Here is a 19,784-nt window from a genome sequence, read left to right on the forward strand (position 1 = left end):
ATATGAAAGAAAACCTGTTTAAAGCTTTAGTGATAATAGTTATGTTTTGCATACTGGTTTTCATTGTCGCGGGCGGGATTTATGCCTATCTTATATATACCCGCAATGTGACTGAAATTCAGGGCGAGCTGAAACAGATGGTCTCCGAACTGGAGGAAAAAGAGAAAGAGCTCCGGAAAGAGAAAGAGGTAAGGGCTCTTACGGAGGGAAAGCACCAGCAGCTGGAAAGTATTGCAGGGGAACACAAGGACACCATAGATAAACTAAAGCAGAAAACAGGAGAGCTCGAAAAGCTTAACGAGGACCTCCTAAGGAGAAGTGCCGAGCTTGACAGGATGATGGCCGAAAAACAGGACGAAGTTTACACTCTTGACGAAAAAAACAAAACCGAATCAGCGCAGAACAAAGAGATCGTTGCCCGGCTTCAATCCCAGAGCAAACTGCTGAAAGAGCAGAAAGAAGAACTCTCGATAAAGCTTGACGGGATGGAGGCGGAAATAGGCCGCCTGCGCAAGAATAACGACGGACTTAGCCTTGAATTGGGACAGATGAAAAATCTTGTTTTGGAACTTGAGAGCGATAAAAATGTCAAAAACATAAGGGAGATCAAGAAGGAGCTTAAAGAGAAAGAAGAAAGACTTAGGGAAGAAATAAGGAAGAATGAAAAACTTATTTCCGAAACAGAAGGAAGAACAAAAGATTTGGCAAGGCCGGACAGAAAAAGAAGGCCGGCAAAATCGGAAAAATCCGGGACTGAAACGGCGCAGGAAATCCCGGAGAGCGCAAAAACAGAAGATGCTAAATTCTACTATAATACAGCTTTAGGGTGCCAGCAGACAGGTGATTACAAGGAAGCTCTTAACAATTACGAAAAAGCCCTCGAACTCGATCCTCTTGATCCCGATATCCACTATAACATTGCAATCCTTTACGATGAGAACCTGGGGGAAAACAGCAAGGCGGTTTACCATTACAGGAAGTATCTTGAGCTGAACCCCGGGGCCGAAGATAAGAGTACCGTGATTCACTGGATTGATGAGGCCGAAAGGGAATCGAACTGGGGAAAAAACCTCCAGAAATTTGATTTTTTCAAAAAATAAAAAAATGGAATATCGGGAATTGCCCACGTGAAAAGAATGACATCGGACTGGAAGCTCGCATGCGGTTTTATCGCATTATTGCTGCTGATACCGCTCATCGGCCTGACCGGTATTTACCAGATCTCCTCGTTCAGCAAGCAGCTTGACAATCTCGGGAGGAAGCATTTTCCCATGCAGAAAGCCGCGTTGGAAATACGGATGCAGACCAGCATGTATGCGATGTATCTCAGGAATTATGTCTTCTGGAAAAGCTTCAAATACCTGGAGGCCGCGCGTAAAAGCGTTACAGCCGAAGACATAAACAGCGTAAAAGAGAAATCAAGAAGGCAGGTTGAGTATTTCGGCTCGCTGTCCAGCGATGCGGCGCAGAAGGATTTTGTGCTGCAAATGTCGGTTCTTCAGAAAAATTTATTTGAAATAGGGGACCAGATTATGGAATCGGCAGACAGGATGGACGGGGCGGAGAGCAGCGGTGAAAAGGAAGAGGGCCGGAATTCTGTAAATAAGCTGATGATGGTCTTCGAAACGCGCCTTTTCGCCGTCGATGATTTTATCGAGAGCGAGGTGCAGAGCTATAACCTGCGTGTTGTGGAAGAGGAGCTTGAATACGCGCGGGAAGCCAAGAGGAAAGCATACACATTGCTCGGATGGTCTATCCTTTTTTCAGTCCTTATAGGAGGGCAGACGGCCGTAGTTGTCTATAACAGCAGGAAAAACGACAGGCTGAAAAGAGAAGAACTGATTAAAAAGATGATAAAGATAGAAGAAAAGGAAAGGGAGAACCTGTCAATGCAGGTCCATGACCAGATGGGGCAGGACCTCAGCGGCCTGAAAATCTATCTTGACGTCATTTCAAACGCGATTGGGGGAAAATCCCCGGATATCGAAGAAAAAATACGGAAATGCAAAAACGTGCTTTCGGGGCTTATCGAGAAAAGCCATAATATAGCTGAGTTGCTCAGGCCTCCGGCATTGGATGAACTGGGGCTTGCCGATGCTCTCAGGGGCATGATATCGCAATACCGCCAGGTTTCGGGTCTGGATATCTCTTTTTCCGGAGCCGTGAGCAAGTCCGGGATAAAAGGGGAATATTCGCTTCTTATATACAGGATAATACAGGAGTGCCTTACAAATATAATCAAGCATTCGGGAGCGACGAAAGTGGATGTGTCCCTGAAAGGCGCGGGAAACGGCCTGGAGTTGACGATTAAAGATAACGGCGTCGGCTTCAAAAATTCAGGGAACGGCCCGGAAAACTCTGAATACGCCGATGACAGGTTAAAACTCGGGCTTCTCGGGGTAAAAGAAAGAGTGGAGTTTTTTCAGGGAAATTTTAAGGTGCTTTCCCTTGAAGGAAACGGAACGACAATAACAGTTGAACTGCCTTTGGAGCGGGATTATGGCGCACACGATAATAATAGCCGATGACCATGATATTATCAGGGAAGGGATAAAGAATATCTTAAGGGATGAAACCGCCTATAAAATCGTGGGCGAGGCTTCAGACGGAAAAAGCGTTATAGATAAGGTAAAAACGGCTAAGCCCGATATCCTGTTGCTTGATATTTCCATGCCGGAGATGAGCGGGCTTGAAGCGATTAGGGCTGTCCACCTGTCATCGCCTGAAACAAAAATACTGATAATAAGCGTCCATAAGTCCAACGCTTATATAATGAAAGCCCTTGAATCGGGGGTTATGGGATATTTGCAGAAGGAGAATGCCGGAGAGGAGTTAATCCCGGCCCTGGGAAAAATAGCGAAAGGCCGGATTTATCTCAGTTCATCAATATCATCTTTCCTGGTTGATAAAGCCGTGAGCAGGGATAAAAAACCTTCGGAATCCGGAGATGTTTTATCTTCAAGAGAAAAAGATGTGATACGGCTTGTCGCGGAAGGAAAGACCGCGAAAGAAATATCTTCTCTGTTGTGCATCAGCCGGAGAACAGTGGAAAACTACAAGAATAATATTTTAAAAAAACTGGACCTTCATAAGACCGGCGACCTTATTAAATACGCCATAAAGCACAATATTGTCGATCTGGAAAATTTTTGATTAGAGTAATTTGCGCAGGAAAGAAGAGTGTTTTTACCGGTAGTTATCGTTAAGGCACTTATGTTATATTGGATATGAGGCCAAATAGATGAAGATAATGTTGCGCGAAATTATAATGTGCATTTTTGTCTTTTCTTTATGTACTGTCTTTTCTCCCTGTGTTTTTGCAAATCCCGAATGCTATAAGTTAAGCTCGCCTGCAGTCTGGAAAACAGATGATTCCGGAGATTATCTGCTTGACGCTGAGAAAGCCGGAGCCGCCGGTTATTATGACAGCGGAACTGTATATGAAACCGACGGGGAGATACAGTCGCTTACGGTTTCATGGAAATCCAGGGGTAAAGTCGAGATTGAAGTCAGCGCGGATAACGGCCGCAATTTTGTCAAGGCTGTCAACGGAGTCCCTGTTACCGGCGGATTTATAAAAGGCAGTATGATAAAGTGGAAAGCAAATATTTCCGCGGGCGGCGCTCTTGAGGAAGTCAGGGTATATTACACCGATAGTTCGGGCGTGGTTTCTTCGTTCGGCGAACCGCGGCTTTCAGGCTGCGGGTATCGCAAGCCGGTTTACTTTGCGAATAGTTCGGAAGACGCTGTTTTCAACCATCAGCTGAAAATAAGGGTAGGGCAGACTGAAGACTCCGTGTTTCCCGATGTGCATTGCGACGGCAACGCCAGGCAGGATTTTGCCGATATCAGGTTTACCGCGGCTGACGGTATTACTTTGATTCCCTATTATATTGAAAAGACCGAAGGCTCAGGATCTGCGGCAACAGCCGTTTGCTGGATAAAGCATCCCCAACTGCCTTCAGGGTCTTCTTATATATACATATATTATGGCAATAACAGCGCTTCCAGCCTGTCTTCGGGGGAAGAAGTGTTTGATTTTTATGATGATTTTGCGGCAAACGCGCTTGACAGCGGCAAGTGGCTGGCTCTTTCGGGAAAAGTCAATGTTTTCGGCGGCCAGTTAAAGTTGGATTCCGGAGAACTGGTTGCGCGGGATTATATTATGGCCGACGGCGTAATAGAATATGAGGCAAGAGCCGGGGAAGGAAGTGAGATAAGGGTTATTATAAAAGGCAATGAAACAGTTGGCCTTTCCTCTTCGAGCGAACTTGTTTATTCATCCATTTATGACGGAGCCCAGCATTGCATTGTAGTAGGCGATATTGTCAAGGCGAATTCTCCTGTCCCGATAGAGATTGATAAGAATTACGGCTTCCGTGTCACAAGAAGCAGTCAGACGGTTACTTTTAACAGGTTTGCGAAGGGTTCCGACTTTGTCCAGGCCGAGACCTCATATGTTGCCCGAAGCGCGTTAAAAGAAGGCTACATAGGGCTGAAATCGGCGGCAGAGTGCGTAAGCTATTTTGATTGGTTCAGGACAAGGCAGAATGATTTATATTATATAAGCATTGATAAGGAGGCATCCGCGGACGCTTCTCCCGAGGAGCTAGAGCTTCCTTATTTTTCCAATATCTCATTAAATGGCAGGGGTGAACTATCATTGGAAGAAGGGGCTTCATCCGGCTTCTACGTTTCCGATACCTTCAGCATACCTTTCCCTGTAAGGGTGATTGTCCCGGAATTCCTCATCTCGTCCGTATCCGCCGAAAAGGCATCGCTGGATATTTCTTTGGACGGCGGCGAAAATTATTGCGGCGGCTGCATCAGGGACAGAAAGTATTATTCGGCAAAAGAAGATTTTGTTCCGGGTGAAGAGCTCAGGTTGAAGATCTCTCTGCAGGCGTCGGGAGATGTAGATGAGGGTATGCCTTCAGGCGTGAAATCAGCCGGCGCGGAATGCCTGCCCGGAAGAATACTCGTGATTTCTCCCAACGGCGGAGAAGAATTCAGCGGCGGCGACAGGGTAGCCGTATCGTGGACCGCCCTCGATTACGATGAATCTTACGAGATGAAAATCGAGTATTCCGCCGATGAAGGCGGCAGTTATAAAACGGTTGCCGATGATGTTTCGAATTCAGGTACCTATATATGGAATGTACCTTCGGGATTTGAGCCGGGCAGCGCCTTGATCAGGGTTTCCGACTCGCTCGATGCCGAAGCGAATGACATCAGCGACGGGTTGTTTTACATAAAATCGGAAGAGGAATCTGAGGAAGACAGCAAGGATAATATCGAGACAATAGGCCCTGACGAGTTCGACCTTGAGAAAGCCATTGAAGAAGGAGAGCGGCCGGGGACCAGGCTGTACGACCTTCTTATAAAGGTGGGAGATAATGTTTCCGCCGATTCAGGCGAAGACGCTGTCGCCAGTTTTAAAAACGGGGATATAGTCATAGTAAGGCCTGCCGGACATAAGTGGGGAGCCCAGGAAAAAAGAAAGTTCCTGATAGTCAGGGTTTATCTGACCGATGAGGAAGTTAAGGATATCACGCAGGAGAAGAAGGTCGAAACGGGAAGGGTCGGCAGGAACGGCAATCCGGTTATGAGAACGACAGGCAGAAGAAAAAATAAAGTCGATCTCCAGAAACTGGGGATATCCGGAACCAGCATTTCGCAGGCGCAGAACATTCTTAATAAGAAAATTTTTGAACCTGATGTAATAGAGCAAAAATAAAAAAGCGGGGAAAAATATGGCTACGGCAGGAAAAAAATTAACAATGTTATCAGGTGTCTTGCTTGCGGGCCTTTTGCTCTTCTCGGTTTTTTCTGACAACGCTTATGCCGCGACTGAAGTCACAAAAATAATAAGGGCGGGCCAGTCGATAAGTTCAATAAGCAGGTCCGGTAATGTCGTTACGGTTACTATGTCCGCGAATTATCCTAACAGCAACATTAAGGCAGGCCAGTCGATAGTTGTCTCCGGCGTCAGCAATTCTTCGTTCAACGGGACATTCACGGTTTCGACGGTCGCTGACCAGCAGCACTTCACTTATTCCCAGGCGGGCGATAATGAATCGAGCTCGGGCGGAACGGCAGGCGGCGATTACACGAGCCTTACTTCATGGGTCGCGGGCGAACAGAAAAACCTGGTTTCCTCGGATGAAATTGCCATCGCCGAATGTTATAACGACTGGGCGGCCGGACTGGAAGATAACGTTACGATAGACGGTTTCACGACGGATTCCACCCGCTACATCAAGGTCACATCTCCCGAAGGCGAAAGGCCTGACGGACAGGCAGGCGTAGGTTTTTGCATTAATCCCTTATCCGATGGCGACGCTGTCGTCATCTCCGACGATTACACCGTATTTGAATATGCCGAAGTCAAAGGCTGGCAGGGCGCTGATTCGACCGATGTCTGCGGCATAAAAATCAATGCCGATAATGTTACTGTTGAGGGCTGTGTGGTTCATGACCCTGATAGCGGAGCGCTCAAACAGCAGATAGGTATACTTGCAGGGAACTATACATCTAATATATTCAATAATATAGTTTACAATATTGAAGGGACCGCGAAAGGTTACGGTATTTCCGCGGGTGGAAACGGAAACAAGGTTTACAATAATACGGTTTATAACGCGCTTGATAACGGTATAATCAGGGCCGGCGGCTCACCCGATGCGCGCAACAACCACATCACGTTGTGCGGAATGAATTATAATATTAACGGTGGTTCGTGGGGCGCGTCGACGAATTATAACCTTTCTTCATCCGCTTCCGCAACGGGCGGAGCTGATGATGTTTTAAACGTTGCGGTCGCAGATGAATTCGTAAGCATTGCGTCGGGTTCCGAAGACCTGCACCTTAAGACCGGAGCCGATGCCATAGGCGCCGGGCAGGACCTGTCCGCGACTTTTACGGATGACTGCGACGTTCAGACAAGGTCCGGCGACTGGGATATAGGCGCCGACCAGATAGGATGTGTTTGGAACAATGCTACAGGGAACAGCCAGTGGGCAACTGCGGATAACTGGGTAAGAAGTATACTTCCCGCGGCGGGTGTCCCGGTCATTGTAGATTACACCTGCGCCAATTTTACAAAAGTCTGGGTATATGACGGCGCAACATATGAGAATGTAACCGACCAGGCAGGCAACGGGACAGAAGAAGATATCTTCCACTCAGCGACAAATGCGCTTCTGAAAGATACGGGCGACATATTATATATAGGAAGAAGTTCGAGTTTTACCGGTATTTATTTTGAGCTTTCGACGCCGAGAACAGGCGGGGATATCGTATTTGAATATTGGGTAGGGGCTTATAGTTTCTGGAATACACTGACAACAATTATTGAGGATACGACATCTTCTCTTACACGCTCGGGTTATATAAGATTTACTGTCCCGCCCGACTGGGGGACCACAAGTGTAAACGGCAGTCCGCAGTATTATATAAGAGCGCGCGCGACATCGAATATTACAACCGGCCCCGTCGGAACAGCGCTGCTCCAGAGTTATATAAGGGTTACATCCGCCGCCAACAATCTTCTCTCCTTTACGGCGAATGCGCCGTGTATGGTCTATTTCGAAGATAATTCGGTTGCGGACGACATGGCGTTTACGGTTGCGGGCGACATTACTCTTAATAAAGGCGAAATGATATTCGAGGGAGATATCGCGACGGATTGCAACCCCGCCACGCCGGCAAGTGAAGGGACCGGATGGGTAATAACCGCCGATAATATTACTGTAGAGTCAAGCGCCGGTATAAGAACCGACGGGCTTGGATTCGGCGATTATGTCGGTCAGCGCGGTCCCGGCGCCGGAGCGACAGGTTCTTCGGGTTACGGCTCAGGCGCGGGTTACGGGTCGGCCGGCGGAAATTCTTCGGACGGCGGCGCCGGCGGCGCTACTTATGGAATTTATGTTTCACCCAGATATCTCGGTAGTAAAGGCGGCGGTTCGGAAGGCGGAGAGAGCGGCGGAGCGTTATGGTTTAATGTCGCGGGGAGCTTTGTTATAAACGGAAGGGTGTCCGCTGACGGTAACGATGCCTCATCAGGAAATAACGGAGGCGGTGGTTCGGGCGGAAGCATAACGATAATTACAAACGTCCTGTTCGGTTCCGGAACTATATCGGCAAACGGGGGCGCCGGCGACGGTAACGGGACAGTAGGAGGCGGAGGCGGAGGCGCCGGAAGAATATATATCGAGAGAGGGAACATAACAATACCGTTTAGCGGAACAGCCGAAAGTAACGGCGGAGCGGCCGGAGGAACTGCCGCCCAGTCCGGAGGAAGTAACGACGTATTTTATACGGATTCGGTCAATATACATACATATATATGGGATAACGGTTCGGGAGACGGGCTGTGGTCTAACCCTCTGAACTGGGACAGAAAGAGCGGTGTTCCCGGGCCAGGTGACGCCGTTGTATTTAAAGTCCAGGGAGCTGTAGGGACTACGGCTAACTGCACGGCGGATGTTGTGGTAAATAACCTCGGCTCAATTACGCTTGAGAGCACTTATACGGGGATACTTTATTTAAATACTAATTTTGTCGGCGACAGTAATGAACTGACTATTTCGGGCGACCTGACGCTTAATCCGGGAACGCGTATCATCTGCAAAGGCGAGACTGACGGTGTGCCGGTGAACGGCTTGGGAATATCGATTAAAGCCGCGAATATAAATATTGCCGCGGCCTCAACTATTGACGCTTATATGCAGGGTTTCCTATATCTTCAAGGGCCCGGAAAGCCTTCAAGCAGTTACAGGATGGACGGCGCTGCACACGGCGGTTACGGGGGGCGGGGAGAACGGGCAGGTACCAATACGAAAAGTTACGGTTCTATAACACAGCCGACTTCGCTCGGAAGCGGCGGGGGTTATTATACCGGCGGTTCCGCGACAGGCGGCGGGGCGATTAAACTAACCGCCTCGGGGACAATTACGTTAAACGGGACAATTAATGCAGATGCCCAGAATTCGACCGGCGACTGGCAGAGCGGCGCCGCCGGCGGCAGTATATGGCTTGATACCCCTACATTGACCGGTTCCGGCACAATTACGGCAATCGGCGGCCAGGAAGGTAATTGGCAGAGTGGTTGCGGCGGCGGCGGCGGCGGAAGAATTGCCGTTTATTATACTACGAACAATTTTACAGGGACTATAACGGCGCGCGGCGGCTATTCTGCAACCGGCAGTTCAAATACTGAATTCGGCGGGGCGGGCACGATTTATTTAAAGAAGACGGGCGAAGAGCCGGAAATAGTTGTAGAACACGGCGCTACATATAATGCTTATATGGCAAGCACGCTGGTTGCGGAAGATTTTACATTAAAATCACTTGCGGTCAGGAATAACGCCAAGCTGGTTTCAACCTGTGACTTTAATATCGGAGAACTGTCGGTTAGCGGAAACGCTTCGAGAATGACACATACGGGTGATATAACTGCAGAGGATGTTACGGTAAATAATTACGGCGCGTTATATGTTACGGGAAGTCTTTATATCAATAACTCTATAAACGGCCAGACAGGGCCTGATTACACGCTTGCCGATAACTATTCGGCCACCATAAAAGTCACGAACAGTTTTAATTTCCCGTCCGCGGTGGATAACCTTACGTTAAGCAAATATTACCTCGAATTTATGAAGTATAATTCGACTGACGAATTTACATTAGATGATACACTTGAACTGACAAACAGCAGCAGCCTTGTTATACAGGGGGATTTGACAGCGATAAATGAACCCTCCGGCGGAACGCCTGAGATCCCGGGCGTGCAGGCAGCGAATCCTCACGGAACCGGTGTTACAATCAGCGCCGCCAACATTACGATTGACGCGACATCCAAGATTTCAGCGGATGAGCGCGGTTTCCCTATGCTTACTGGCCCGGGCAAAGCAAACAGCGACTACAGAATGTGCGGCGCTACTCACGGCGGGCGCGGCGGGCGGGGTGAGCGTTCAAGCAATTCCGTTACAGCGTATGGGATAATGGAAGAACCTACCGCGCTCGGGAGCGGCGGCGGTTATTATAACGGTGGCACATCAACGGGCGGCGGCGCGTTTAAACTGGTTGTTTCCGACACCCTTACAGTCAACGGGACGCTTAGCGCCAACGCGAAAAATTCAAACGGCGAATGGCAGAGCGGCGGCGCCGGCGGAAGCATATGGATTAACACCCCGACACTTGCAGGTTCGGGAATGATTATGGCGAGAGGTGGAAATCCGTATAACTATGGCAGCGGCAGCGGCGCCGGCGGAAGGATAGCTGTTTATTACACAGACAACGGTTTTACTGGAACCATATCGGCGCGCGCCGGTCAGGCATACGCCAACCGTTCGGACAGTTACTACGGCGGCGCGGGAACAATCTATTTTAAACAAGCAAGTCAGACCAATTTTGATTTGGTGCTCGATAACGAAGCGGATAATCCATACAGGGAGGGAGCATATCTTACGGGCAACCACACCATAGATAATTTGACTATAGCCAACAGCACGGGGCTGATTCACACCGGTAGTCTTACGGTGGATAATATTGACATTGATGTAAGATCTTTCTTAACCAATACCGGCAATATTAATGTTAAGGATTTAAGCATACAGAACTCATCCGTTGTAACCAACACAGGTGATGTTATTGCCGAAAATCTGGTTGTCCAGAGTTCTTCACAGCTTATCGTTACAGGAAGTGTGACGGTTACGTCATCCATTAACGGACAGGCAAGCAGCGACTATACACTTGTCGACGGGAGCATAATGGTGACAGAATCTCTTACATATCCCGTTACGCCGAATATACTTACGCTTAGCAACTTCAATTTAAAACAGAAATGTGATTTAACGCTTTCCACACTTAATCTCACAAACGGCAGCACATACAGTTTCATAGGGGATACAGGTTCTACTTACGGGACGGGTCACACAATAACAGCCGATAATATTACGATAGATGCGGGTTGTTCAATCCATGCTGACAGACTGGGTTTTCCCCCGGGGCAGGGTCCCAGCGTCAGAAATAATTACAGGGACTATGGCTCCGCCCACGGGGGTTACGGCGGATACAGTTACAACTACAGTTACTGGAACCAGAACACATACGGTTCGCTGACTCAACCGACCGCTCTCGGGACAGGAGGCAGTTCCTCCCAGGGCACCGGCTATACGAATGAAGGCGGCGGGGCGATTAAATTCAACGTTGCGGGTACGCTCACGATTAATGGATATATAAGCGCCTGCGCCGGAAATTCCGGCAATGAGGCTGCCAGCGGAGGCACGGGCGGAAGTATCTGGATAATAACAGGCACACTGGCAGGTTCCGGCACAATAAGGGCCAACGGAGGTTACGGCGGTACTTATTCGGGGAGCGGCAGCGGCGGAAGGATAGCCGCACATTACACAACAGATAATTTCAGCGGGAATATTACCGCTTACGGCGGGAATTACAGCGGCGCTAATAGTATTACCTATACCGGAGGCGCGGGGACAATCTATAAGAAACAAGCTGCTCAATCCAACTTCGATTTGATTATAGATAACAACAATTATTATGAAACGCCCACGCCCCTGGCGGCAGATTACACAATAGATAATTTAAATGTCCGGAATCTTGCGTATCTTTATTCGACGGGAAGCTTGACGATAGAAGAGACGTTGAACGACCAGGCGGGGCCGGGCTACACACTGACGGACGGTACTATAAAAATTTTGAAGGCGCTTACATTTCCATTGGGTATAGAAGACCTGACGCTTGATAATTTTAATATAGACCAGCAAAGTTTATTTACATTACCGGGCGATTTAAGTCTTACAACCGCGAGCAATATATATTTTTATCCCGACAGCGGGCTTGGCGCAATATTAACATTAGGCGGTAACCTGAACATTGAAACCTCAAGCAATATGTATTTTTATGGCAAGACGGATGTGACAGACGGGCTTGGCGGAACGATAAACGCGGGTAATGTGACCGTTGACCCGACTTCAAGGATTTATGTCGGATATAACTACGGTTTTCCCGGCAGCCAGGGACCCGGCAAAGGACAAGGATATAGAGGCGGCGGCTCGAGCCACGGCGGCTGGGGAGGAGAAGGGTATAACAGAACTACTCTTCCGGGGAAAATATATTACGGTTCCCTGACAGAGCCGACATCTTTAGGTTCGGGCAGTGGTTATAGCAGTGCTGCTTATGGCGGCGGGGCTATAAAAATAGCCGCGGGGACTGTTGCAATAGACGGGTATATCAATGCGACCGGGAGAGGGAATTATGGAACTGATTATCCCGGAGCGTCCGGAGGGAGCATATATATTGACGCCGATACGCTTACAGGTTCGGGGTATTTTGAAGCTGACGGCGGCGCTGGAGGCCAGTATTCGGGTGGCGCCGGAGGCGGAAAGATTTCGATTAACGCATCGAGTTATTCCAATTCGCTTTCATATGTAAGAGTTGCCGGAGGGCTTAACGGCTCGAGTGTTTCCAGCGCTTATCTGCAGAGCGAATCGGGCACGATTGTCTGCGCTCCGATAGGAGGGTATTCGGATGACAATGAAATACCCGCCGGGCAGATAACGCAAGAGACAGATGGGTCGGGTGTTATGACCGTCAATTTTAAGATTAAAGACGCGGGTGACCAGATTAATAACACGGATTATTATAAATACAGGACAGGCGACACTCAGGTGTATGACGGCGGAAACGGCTGGAGCACGGCGGATAAAACTCTGGGCAGTTACGCTAATATATGCTACTACGATGTCAACGGGAACGGGAAGTATGATACGGGCGAGGATATCTGGACGGAGAGCATAAGTGTCAACAGGATATATGACAGAGGCGAAACACAAACTTATGACGGCGGGAACGGATGGGAAACGCCTGAAGAAGCTTATGGCAAAAAACAGGGGCTTTATTATAACGGTGATGATATATGGGCTAAGGCAGGGCTTGATAATGAGAATCACACTCTGTCCGGTTTCGAATACTCTGTTGACGGCGGGGAAACATGGAATGCGCCTGTAAACGGGGACGCGTCAGCGTGTCTGACAGGTTACTGGCAGGCAGACGACCAGGATTACAACGGGCCTTTCTATGAAGGCGCTACGCTGTTCAGTAACGCATCCGAATACAGTTTCACGTGGAACACAAAACATGCCGACCTGAGCGGGCTTGATAATGTCGACCAGGATGATATAAAGATAAGGTTTAAGATAAAAGACTGGAACACGCAAGGTGTGTTCCCCAACGACGTAAAATATTATTTATATTCAAAGGCTTATACGGTATCGGCGGCATTCCGCGTTGATAACCTTGCCCCCGATGTCCCCTCTACTCCGGATTTGGCGGCTGAAGACGACCTTGGCGTGTCCGATTCGGATAACTATACGAATGTTACTGAAAACCTGACGTTTACCGGCACAGCGGAAGCGGATATGGTTGTCCGGCTTTATGACGGAGCTTTGCCTGTCGGGAGTCCGGGTGTGGCAGCCGGTGGAAATTACAGTATAGATATCGACCTTGCGGACGGAGAACATTATATAAGCGCGAAGACAGTTGATTTAGTCGGAAACGCGTCTCCTTCTTCTTCCGCGGTGACTGTTACAATAAAGACCTCGGCTCCGGAACTGAGCAGTGTTATGGCGACGTCTCTAAACAACGCGGGAGATACTATAGAGTTGACGTTTAATGAAGCTATGGACACATCGACTATCGAAAACGGCTGCTCGACTATTGTAATAGAATATTGTGATGATGCGCTGGGTGCGAATACGGTTGTGATAACGGCTGCAAATGCAACTGTTTACTGGACGGGAAACCTGATAGCCACAGTCACACTTGATGAAAGTGTTGACGGCGCGTATATACCTGACGGCAAATATGTAAGGGTAACCCCGAATGCCGACAGCGTTAAAGACCTTGCGGGCAACAGTGTTGAGAACACTCCTGTCTACACCGCGAACGCTATCTCCAAAGAAGCAATAGCGCCGTCCATTGCAAGTGTTGTCGGGACATCAATCCATGCCGGCGGGGATACGATAGTCGTAACATTCAGCGAGCCGATGGACACTTCTACGTTGACTGACGGAAATGTAGCTTCCAATATCGAAATAGATTATTCGGATAATGCCGGAAACATAAACGAGGGTGACATTGTCCTTAATAATGCCACGGTAGAATGGGATACGGCGAGAAAAGTCGCGACGATAACGCTTGATGAAGCGACTGACGGCGCGTTTATCCCGAGTTACAAATACATAGGCGTAACACCTGTCGCGGCAGCGGTGAAAGATCTTGTGGGCAATACTGTTCCCGCCGCGGAAATTTACACATCCAGTCCCGTCGAGAGGGAAACGACGGCGCCCGCTATCACGGTCAGCGCCGTCTCGAGGCATGCGGCGGGAGATATTATCACTATTACTTCCAATGAGGTTTTGAGGCCTGATCCCGCGGTAAATCTTTCCAACTGGCTTGTACAGTATGATGATAACAATACAGCCGGCGGTGAAACGACATTCACTACCGCAAACGCCCAGATAGCGCTTGATTCGACGGGCAAAATTGTAACGGTTACACTGGATGAAAGTGTTGACGGCGCGTACATACCTGACGGTAAATATGTAAAAGTAACGCCGAACAGCAATATAAGAGACCTGATAGGAAACTCAGGCGTCCAGGCGAAATATAGTTCATCGCCCATAGCGGCGGAAACAATTCCTCCGTTATTCTCTGTAACCGCGCAGTCGGTCCATTCCGGCGGTGATACAATAACGCTGACATTTGACGAGGCGATGAACACGGCTTCGGTAGCTAACGGCTGCGCAACGCTGAATGTTGCTTATACCGATAATACTTTGGGCGACGGAAGAGTTGACATAACTGTTGATAATGCGACGGTAAACTGGGATGTAACAAGAAAAATCGCGGTGATTACCCTTAATGAAGAGACCGACGGCGCATATATACCGAACGGAAAATACATCGAGGTCAACCCCGTTGCGGATTCCGTTCTGGACCTTGTAGGAAACGCGGCGGTATCTTATGAGAGATATACCGCGAGCGCCGTTTCGAAAGAAAATATTGCGCCTACGATAACAAATACGGCTCCCGCGACAAATGCAAAAATAAATAATGCCAGGGTTACTTACACATTGTCAGAAACCTGCGCTTCCGGGACTATAACCTGGACAAGGACAGGCGGAACGGCTGACCCCGCATCGCCTCACGCGTGCACGCTTGTAGGCGAGGAACTTTATGAAGGCGCCCATACGGATATTACCTTAAATGATAATCCTTCACTGGTAGGCGGGGCAATTTACAGTGTGAGATTTAATGCAACTGATTTTGTGGGCAACACCGCAACGCCTGTGACCAACACGAATATCACCTGCGATATAACCGCGGTTGTAATAAGCAATGTATCGCCTTCATCTACGGCTACGGTTAAGAACGCAAATATAAGTTATACGTTATCCGAGGATGCAAGCTCGGTTACTATTACATGGACAAGGACAGGCGGAGAAGCCGATATTAATTCTCCTCATGTCTCGAATTTAAGCGGCGACAACCTGCTTGAAGGCGCCCATACGGATATAACGCTTACCGGAGTGACATTGGTCAACGAAGCAGTCTATACCGTCACTTTTGAGGCCTCCGACCTTGCAGAGAACCCGGCCGACCCTGTTTCAAGCACGCTTGTGGTTTGTGATATGGTGCCTCCTTCTGTGGCTGTTACGATTACAAAAGCCAATTACAGCGCCACGACATGGAATGAGACCACGACGATAAACGGAACATCCAGCGACTCCCGTGGAATAAGCGGAGTTGAAATATCTGTAAAAAGAGAAGACGGGACAACAGACCATTACTGGGACGGGGAGGATTGGGATGCGACAGCCGAGCAGTGGCTGCCTGCGACAACCGGAACCACGACCTGGAGATATACGCTTGCGGCAGCTAACCTGGCTAACGGGAGGATGTATACTGTCAGGGCAAGGGCGACGGATAATGCCGGAAATGTTACTCTTGTAGCAAATTACGCGAGCGACACATTTACTTATACGCCTATAGTTGAAGTAAGCGGAATAACGGACCCTGTAACTGCCGGCGATGAGAATGATGCTATTGTAAGCATTAAGGATTATCTGGGCAACCTTGTTACCGAATATGTCGGAGTAATGAGGTTTACATCAACCGATACGCAGGCAGTGCTTCCGTCGAATTACCAGTTTGAACTGGCTGATGCCGGCGACCATACGTTCAGCGGACTGATACTAAAGAGCGCCGGCGAACAGTCTGTAACGGTAACGGATACAGCAGAAGCGGTATTGACGGATATACAGAGTGATATCACAGTCCTTCATGCATCTGCTGACCATCTCAAATTCCAGAGCAATGTAGTTTCTCCTCAGGATGTAGGAGTAGAGTTTGACCTTGGCCATCTGCAGGCTGTGGACCTTTATGGAAACGTTGTTAACGGCACAGGATCTACTCCCGCTTATAACGGAACCAAGACGGTAGGATATGTTTTGAGCGGCGGCAACAATGCTCCTAACGGCAGCGCGACTGATTCATATACCACTTCAGTATCGTTTGCCGACGGCGCTTCCGTAACAGTCCTGAATACCACTTTATACAGGTATCAAAGCATTACTATTACCGCTTATGCAAGCGATCTTGCGGATTATGCGAGCGGAAGGAATATCGCATCCAATTCAGTTACTGTAAGGTCAGGTTCGGTTTCCGGGCTTTATTTCTATCAGCAGCCTTCATCTTATTCTCTTACAAATGTTGCTCTTGCCCAGCAGCCGAAGGTTGCGATTGCAGACGAATACGGCAACCCGTGTATGGGAGAGACTCCTCTTATTACTTTGAGCGCTTCGGCGAGCAATACGGAATACGACCCTGATATAAACGGGACACTTACCGCAACTGCGCTCCAGGTGATAGCCCAGGACGGACTGGCCGAATTCAGCGGTGTAAAATATAATTATCCTGAAGACATCTACTTGAGGGCATCCACTTCGGGTGTTGATGATATCTATTCAAGTAAGATAACATTTATAAACGCTGCCGACGGAACTTTGACCGCGGGCGCTCTTGCGGAACCCGCGACTATATCTTCGGCGGCTTCTTCGCCCGAAACAAAAGTACAGGTATTTGATTTTAAAGTTACGGATTCAGGTTCAGACGGAGCCAGCATAAATATTACAAGAATAATCATAACACGCGGCGCGACTGATACGACCGAAGGCTGGTCGGATTACATTGCGGGCGCTTCCCTGTTCGACGGCACAACGACTGTTGCGGGCACGATAACAGATAATGCCCTGACTTTCGGGGACGGCATAAATGTTATGTACACTGTTTCCGATAATTCAAACAAGACTTATACATTGAGCATATACCTTAAATCGACCTTGCCTGCCGACGCCGACGGCAAAACAGTGGCATTTGACGTAGACCCCAATGATGATATCGGCGTAAAAACACCGGGTTCATTGTTTACGGAAGGTAATTCAATAACAAGTTCGTCGGTTGTGGATATTATAGCTTCCCAGTTCACTGTAACAGGAAGCGTTTCACTTGTTGCGGCAGGGCAGGAAAGCCTTGTTTACTTAAGGGCAACCGACACTAATTATAATACCGATATAGGATATGAAGGTGTTAAGAGCATAGTATTCAGCGGGGCAAATGAGTCTGTTACGGAAATAAAACCTTCATGCACGAATTATTCCGGGGTAACGATTGATTTCGGCGATACCACTCTTATCAGTTTTAATTCGGGAGAAAGCGCGTCGGCGATTACGATGAAACTCTATAAAGCGGAAGCTGTCGCCATAAAAGCGGGTAATTCAGCAGGGACAATCACTACATCCGACAGCGATGACCTTGAAATAGTTGTGACCGGCGGTGTGCCCGGTCAGTTACTGTGGGGCACACAGCCTGAGAGCACAGTTGTGGCGAATTCTCCATGGAAAACATTTACAGTGAACGTAACCGATGCCTACGGCAACACTACGCCGAGCAGTATCAATGTTACAGCCACGCCCACAGGCGGCGCGTGGACTCCGGGAAGCGCTTATATCGCGACCGCTAATTCCGGAGTCGCGAGGTTTACCGGTTTCGCGGTTTACTGCGCCGATTATCCGAGGCAGGTAACTGTGAACGCGACCGCGACCGGTGTCGCTGAAACCGGCGCTTCCGGCGCAGTCACGGTGGTTGAAAAATACGCTGTAACGCTCAAAGTCCTTGACCAGACTACGGCGAGCGCTTTGACCGAAGTAAGGGTTACGGTCTTTGACGCGGATACCGGCGAAGTCGTAAGCATATCCGACGCCGATAACCCGATGACGGGCAACAGTCCGTTCTCATTCAGCCTGCCTTACGGTTCATATAACTTCAAGTTCGAGAAAGACGCTTATGTCGAGACGACTGTTGGTAAGATTGCCGATACTTCGGCTGACGCCCTTGACGGGATATATGACAACGAAATCACATGGTCGGTTTATATTACATCGATAGCCGAAACACTTGCCGACTATAAAGTCATGTCCGATTTTGTTTATGATGAAAACAACGACATACTGGCCGCGTCTCTCCGGCTTGAAAAGAGAGGACAGATTGTCACGAGCACGCCGTCTATGGAACTGAAAACCGCGACTATCAATATCTATGACGGCGATACACTGATAGGCACGATTACCGATGCAGCCGCCGACGAACTGGGCAATTACTGGTTCGCGCTTGAAGATCCTGTTGAAGGCGTGTCCGGGCTGCCTCCGGCCGGTATGACGGAACTGCTTGAAAGCGGAAAGAGTTATTTCGCGAGATGCAGTATTGCCTACGGTGATTTGATGACTTATTATTCGGGAACTACGTTCACGATACCGGTTGCCATGAAAATGAAGGAAGTCACCGACAGCATACAGGCGATGAGCACCGAAATCAAGGCGGAAGTCGCCGGAGTGAAACAGACCGTAACAGCGGAAGCGAACAAGGTCCAGGATCTGATAGGGGATGACGATCTCATATCGGGAGAGTCTCTTGTAAGCACGCTGAAAAGAGAACATGCTTCGAGGATACTGACACAGCAGGATTATGTCCAGCAGAACAATACCCTTACGGTGCAGTATAAGACCGATACGGGGCTTTCGCCTACAATCACGGTATATGATTCTTCAGGCGCGATAAGGATAAACAAACAGGCCATGAAAGAGACAGTCGCGGGTTCAGGCATATACGAATATGACGTAAGATTTATCTGGGGCAGGGGCCAGCATACGATAGTCTGCGAAGAAGCGGTAAAAGGGACTGTTGACGGTATACATATTGAAGTGATAAGCACGGACCTTGAAGATATATCATCCACGGCGACCAATGTCCAGGCGCAGCTTTCAAATATTGATACGGATGAATTGGGCAGCCTGACGACAAGTGTTAATGAGATTAATTCCGTTATAACGAGGATTATATCCAACATAGACGAACTTACAAACCTGAGCGCGCAGGTCAAAGACCTTACTGATAAGACCACAGGCGCTATATATGACCAGCTTGAGGTGGCCATGTCGAAATTGAGAGAAATAAATGAAGGGCAGGGGGTTAAGCTTGAGAGGATGTATGATATGTCTGAAGATCAATCCACTGATGTCGATTACATAAGGAATAAGACGCTTGAGATAAAATCGCTGGTTGAATTGAGCCAGGATATACTCTCAAGGACAAATGATGAACCTATAGTTAAGACATGGATGGAATCGGGAGAATAAGGGGAG

General features: G+C 48.6%; 5 protein-coding genes. All 5 read left to right on the forward strand.

What is annotated here, in order from left to right; translation table 11 throughout:
• Positions 1-2 precede the first annotated feature (2 nt).
• The 5 genes from M0R36_06170 (at position 3) to M0R36_06190 (ending at position 19,778) form a co-directional block, all read left to right on the forward strand.
• Positions 3-1,100, forward strand: coding sequence for a tetratricopeptide repeat protein (locus tag M0R36_06170; protein ID MCK9555382.1), 1,098 nt, complete (start codon positions 3-5; stop codon positions 1,098-1,100).
• Positions 1,101-1,136: 36 nt separating this feature from the next.
• Positions 1,137-2,528 (forward strand): sensor histidine kinase, encoded by a 1,392-nt coding sequence (locus M0R36_06175; GenBank protein ID MCK9555383.1) that lies wholly within the window; start codon positions 1,137-1,139, stop codon positions 2,526-2,528.
• Complete coding sequence (locus tag M0R36_06180) at positions 2,500-3,153, forward strand: response regulator transcription factor (protein ID MCK9555384.1); 654 nt, start codon at positions 2,500-2,502, stop codon at positions 3,151-3,153. Before M0R36_06175 ends, M0R36_06180 begins: the two co-directional genes overlap by 29 nt.
• Before the next feature lie 88 nt (positions 3,154-3,241).
• Positions 3,242-5,737 (forward strand): DUF2341 domain-containing protein, encoded by a 2,496-nt coding sequence (locus tag M0R36_06185; protein MCK9555385.1) that lies wholly within the window; start codon positions 3,242-3,244, stop codon positions 5,735-5,737.
• Positions 5,738-5,753: 16 nt separating this feature from the next.
• Positions 5,754-19,778, forward strand: a complete 14,025-nt coding sequence (locus M0R36_06190) for an Ig-like domain-containing protein (protein ID MCK9555386.1) — start codon at positions 5,754-5,756, stop codon at positions 19,776-19,778.
• The last annotated feature ends 6 nt before the right edge of the window (positions 19,779-19,784 follow it).

This window comes from bacterium, from assembly GCA_023228325.1.
GTDB lineage: Bacteria > Auribacterota > UBA6266 > UBA6266 > UBA6266 > UBA6266.

Bases quoted from the DNA above. Each gene is read 5' to 3' on its own strand.
- M0R36_06170 (MCK9555382.1), top strand. From the start codon at position 3: ATGAAAGAAAACCTGTTTAAAGCTTTAGTGATAATAGTTATGTTTTGC.
- M0R36_06175 (MCK9555383.1), top strand. From the start codon at position 1,137: ATGACATCGGACTGGAAGCTCGCATGCGGTTTTATCGCATTATTGCTG.
- M0R36_06180 (MCK9555384.1), top strand. From the start codon at position 2,500: ATGGCGCACACGATAATAATAGCCGATGACCATGATATTATCAGGGAA.
- M0R36_06185 (MCK9555385.1), top strand. From the start codon at position 3,242: ATGAAGATAATGTTGCGCGAAATTATAATGTGCATTTTTGTCTTTTCT.
- M0R36_06190 (MCK9555386.1), top strand. From the start codon at position 5,754: ATGGCTACGGCAGGAAAAAAATTAACAATGTTATCAGGTGTCTTGCTT.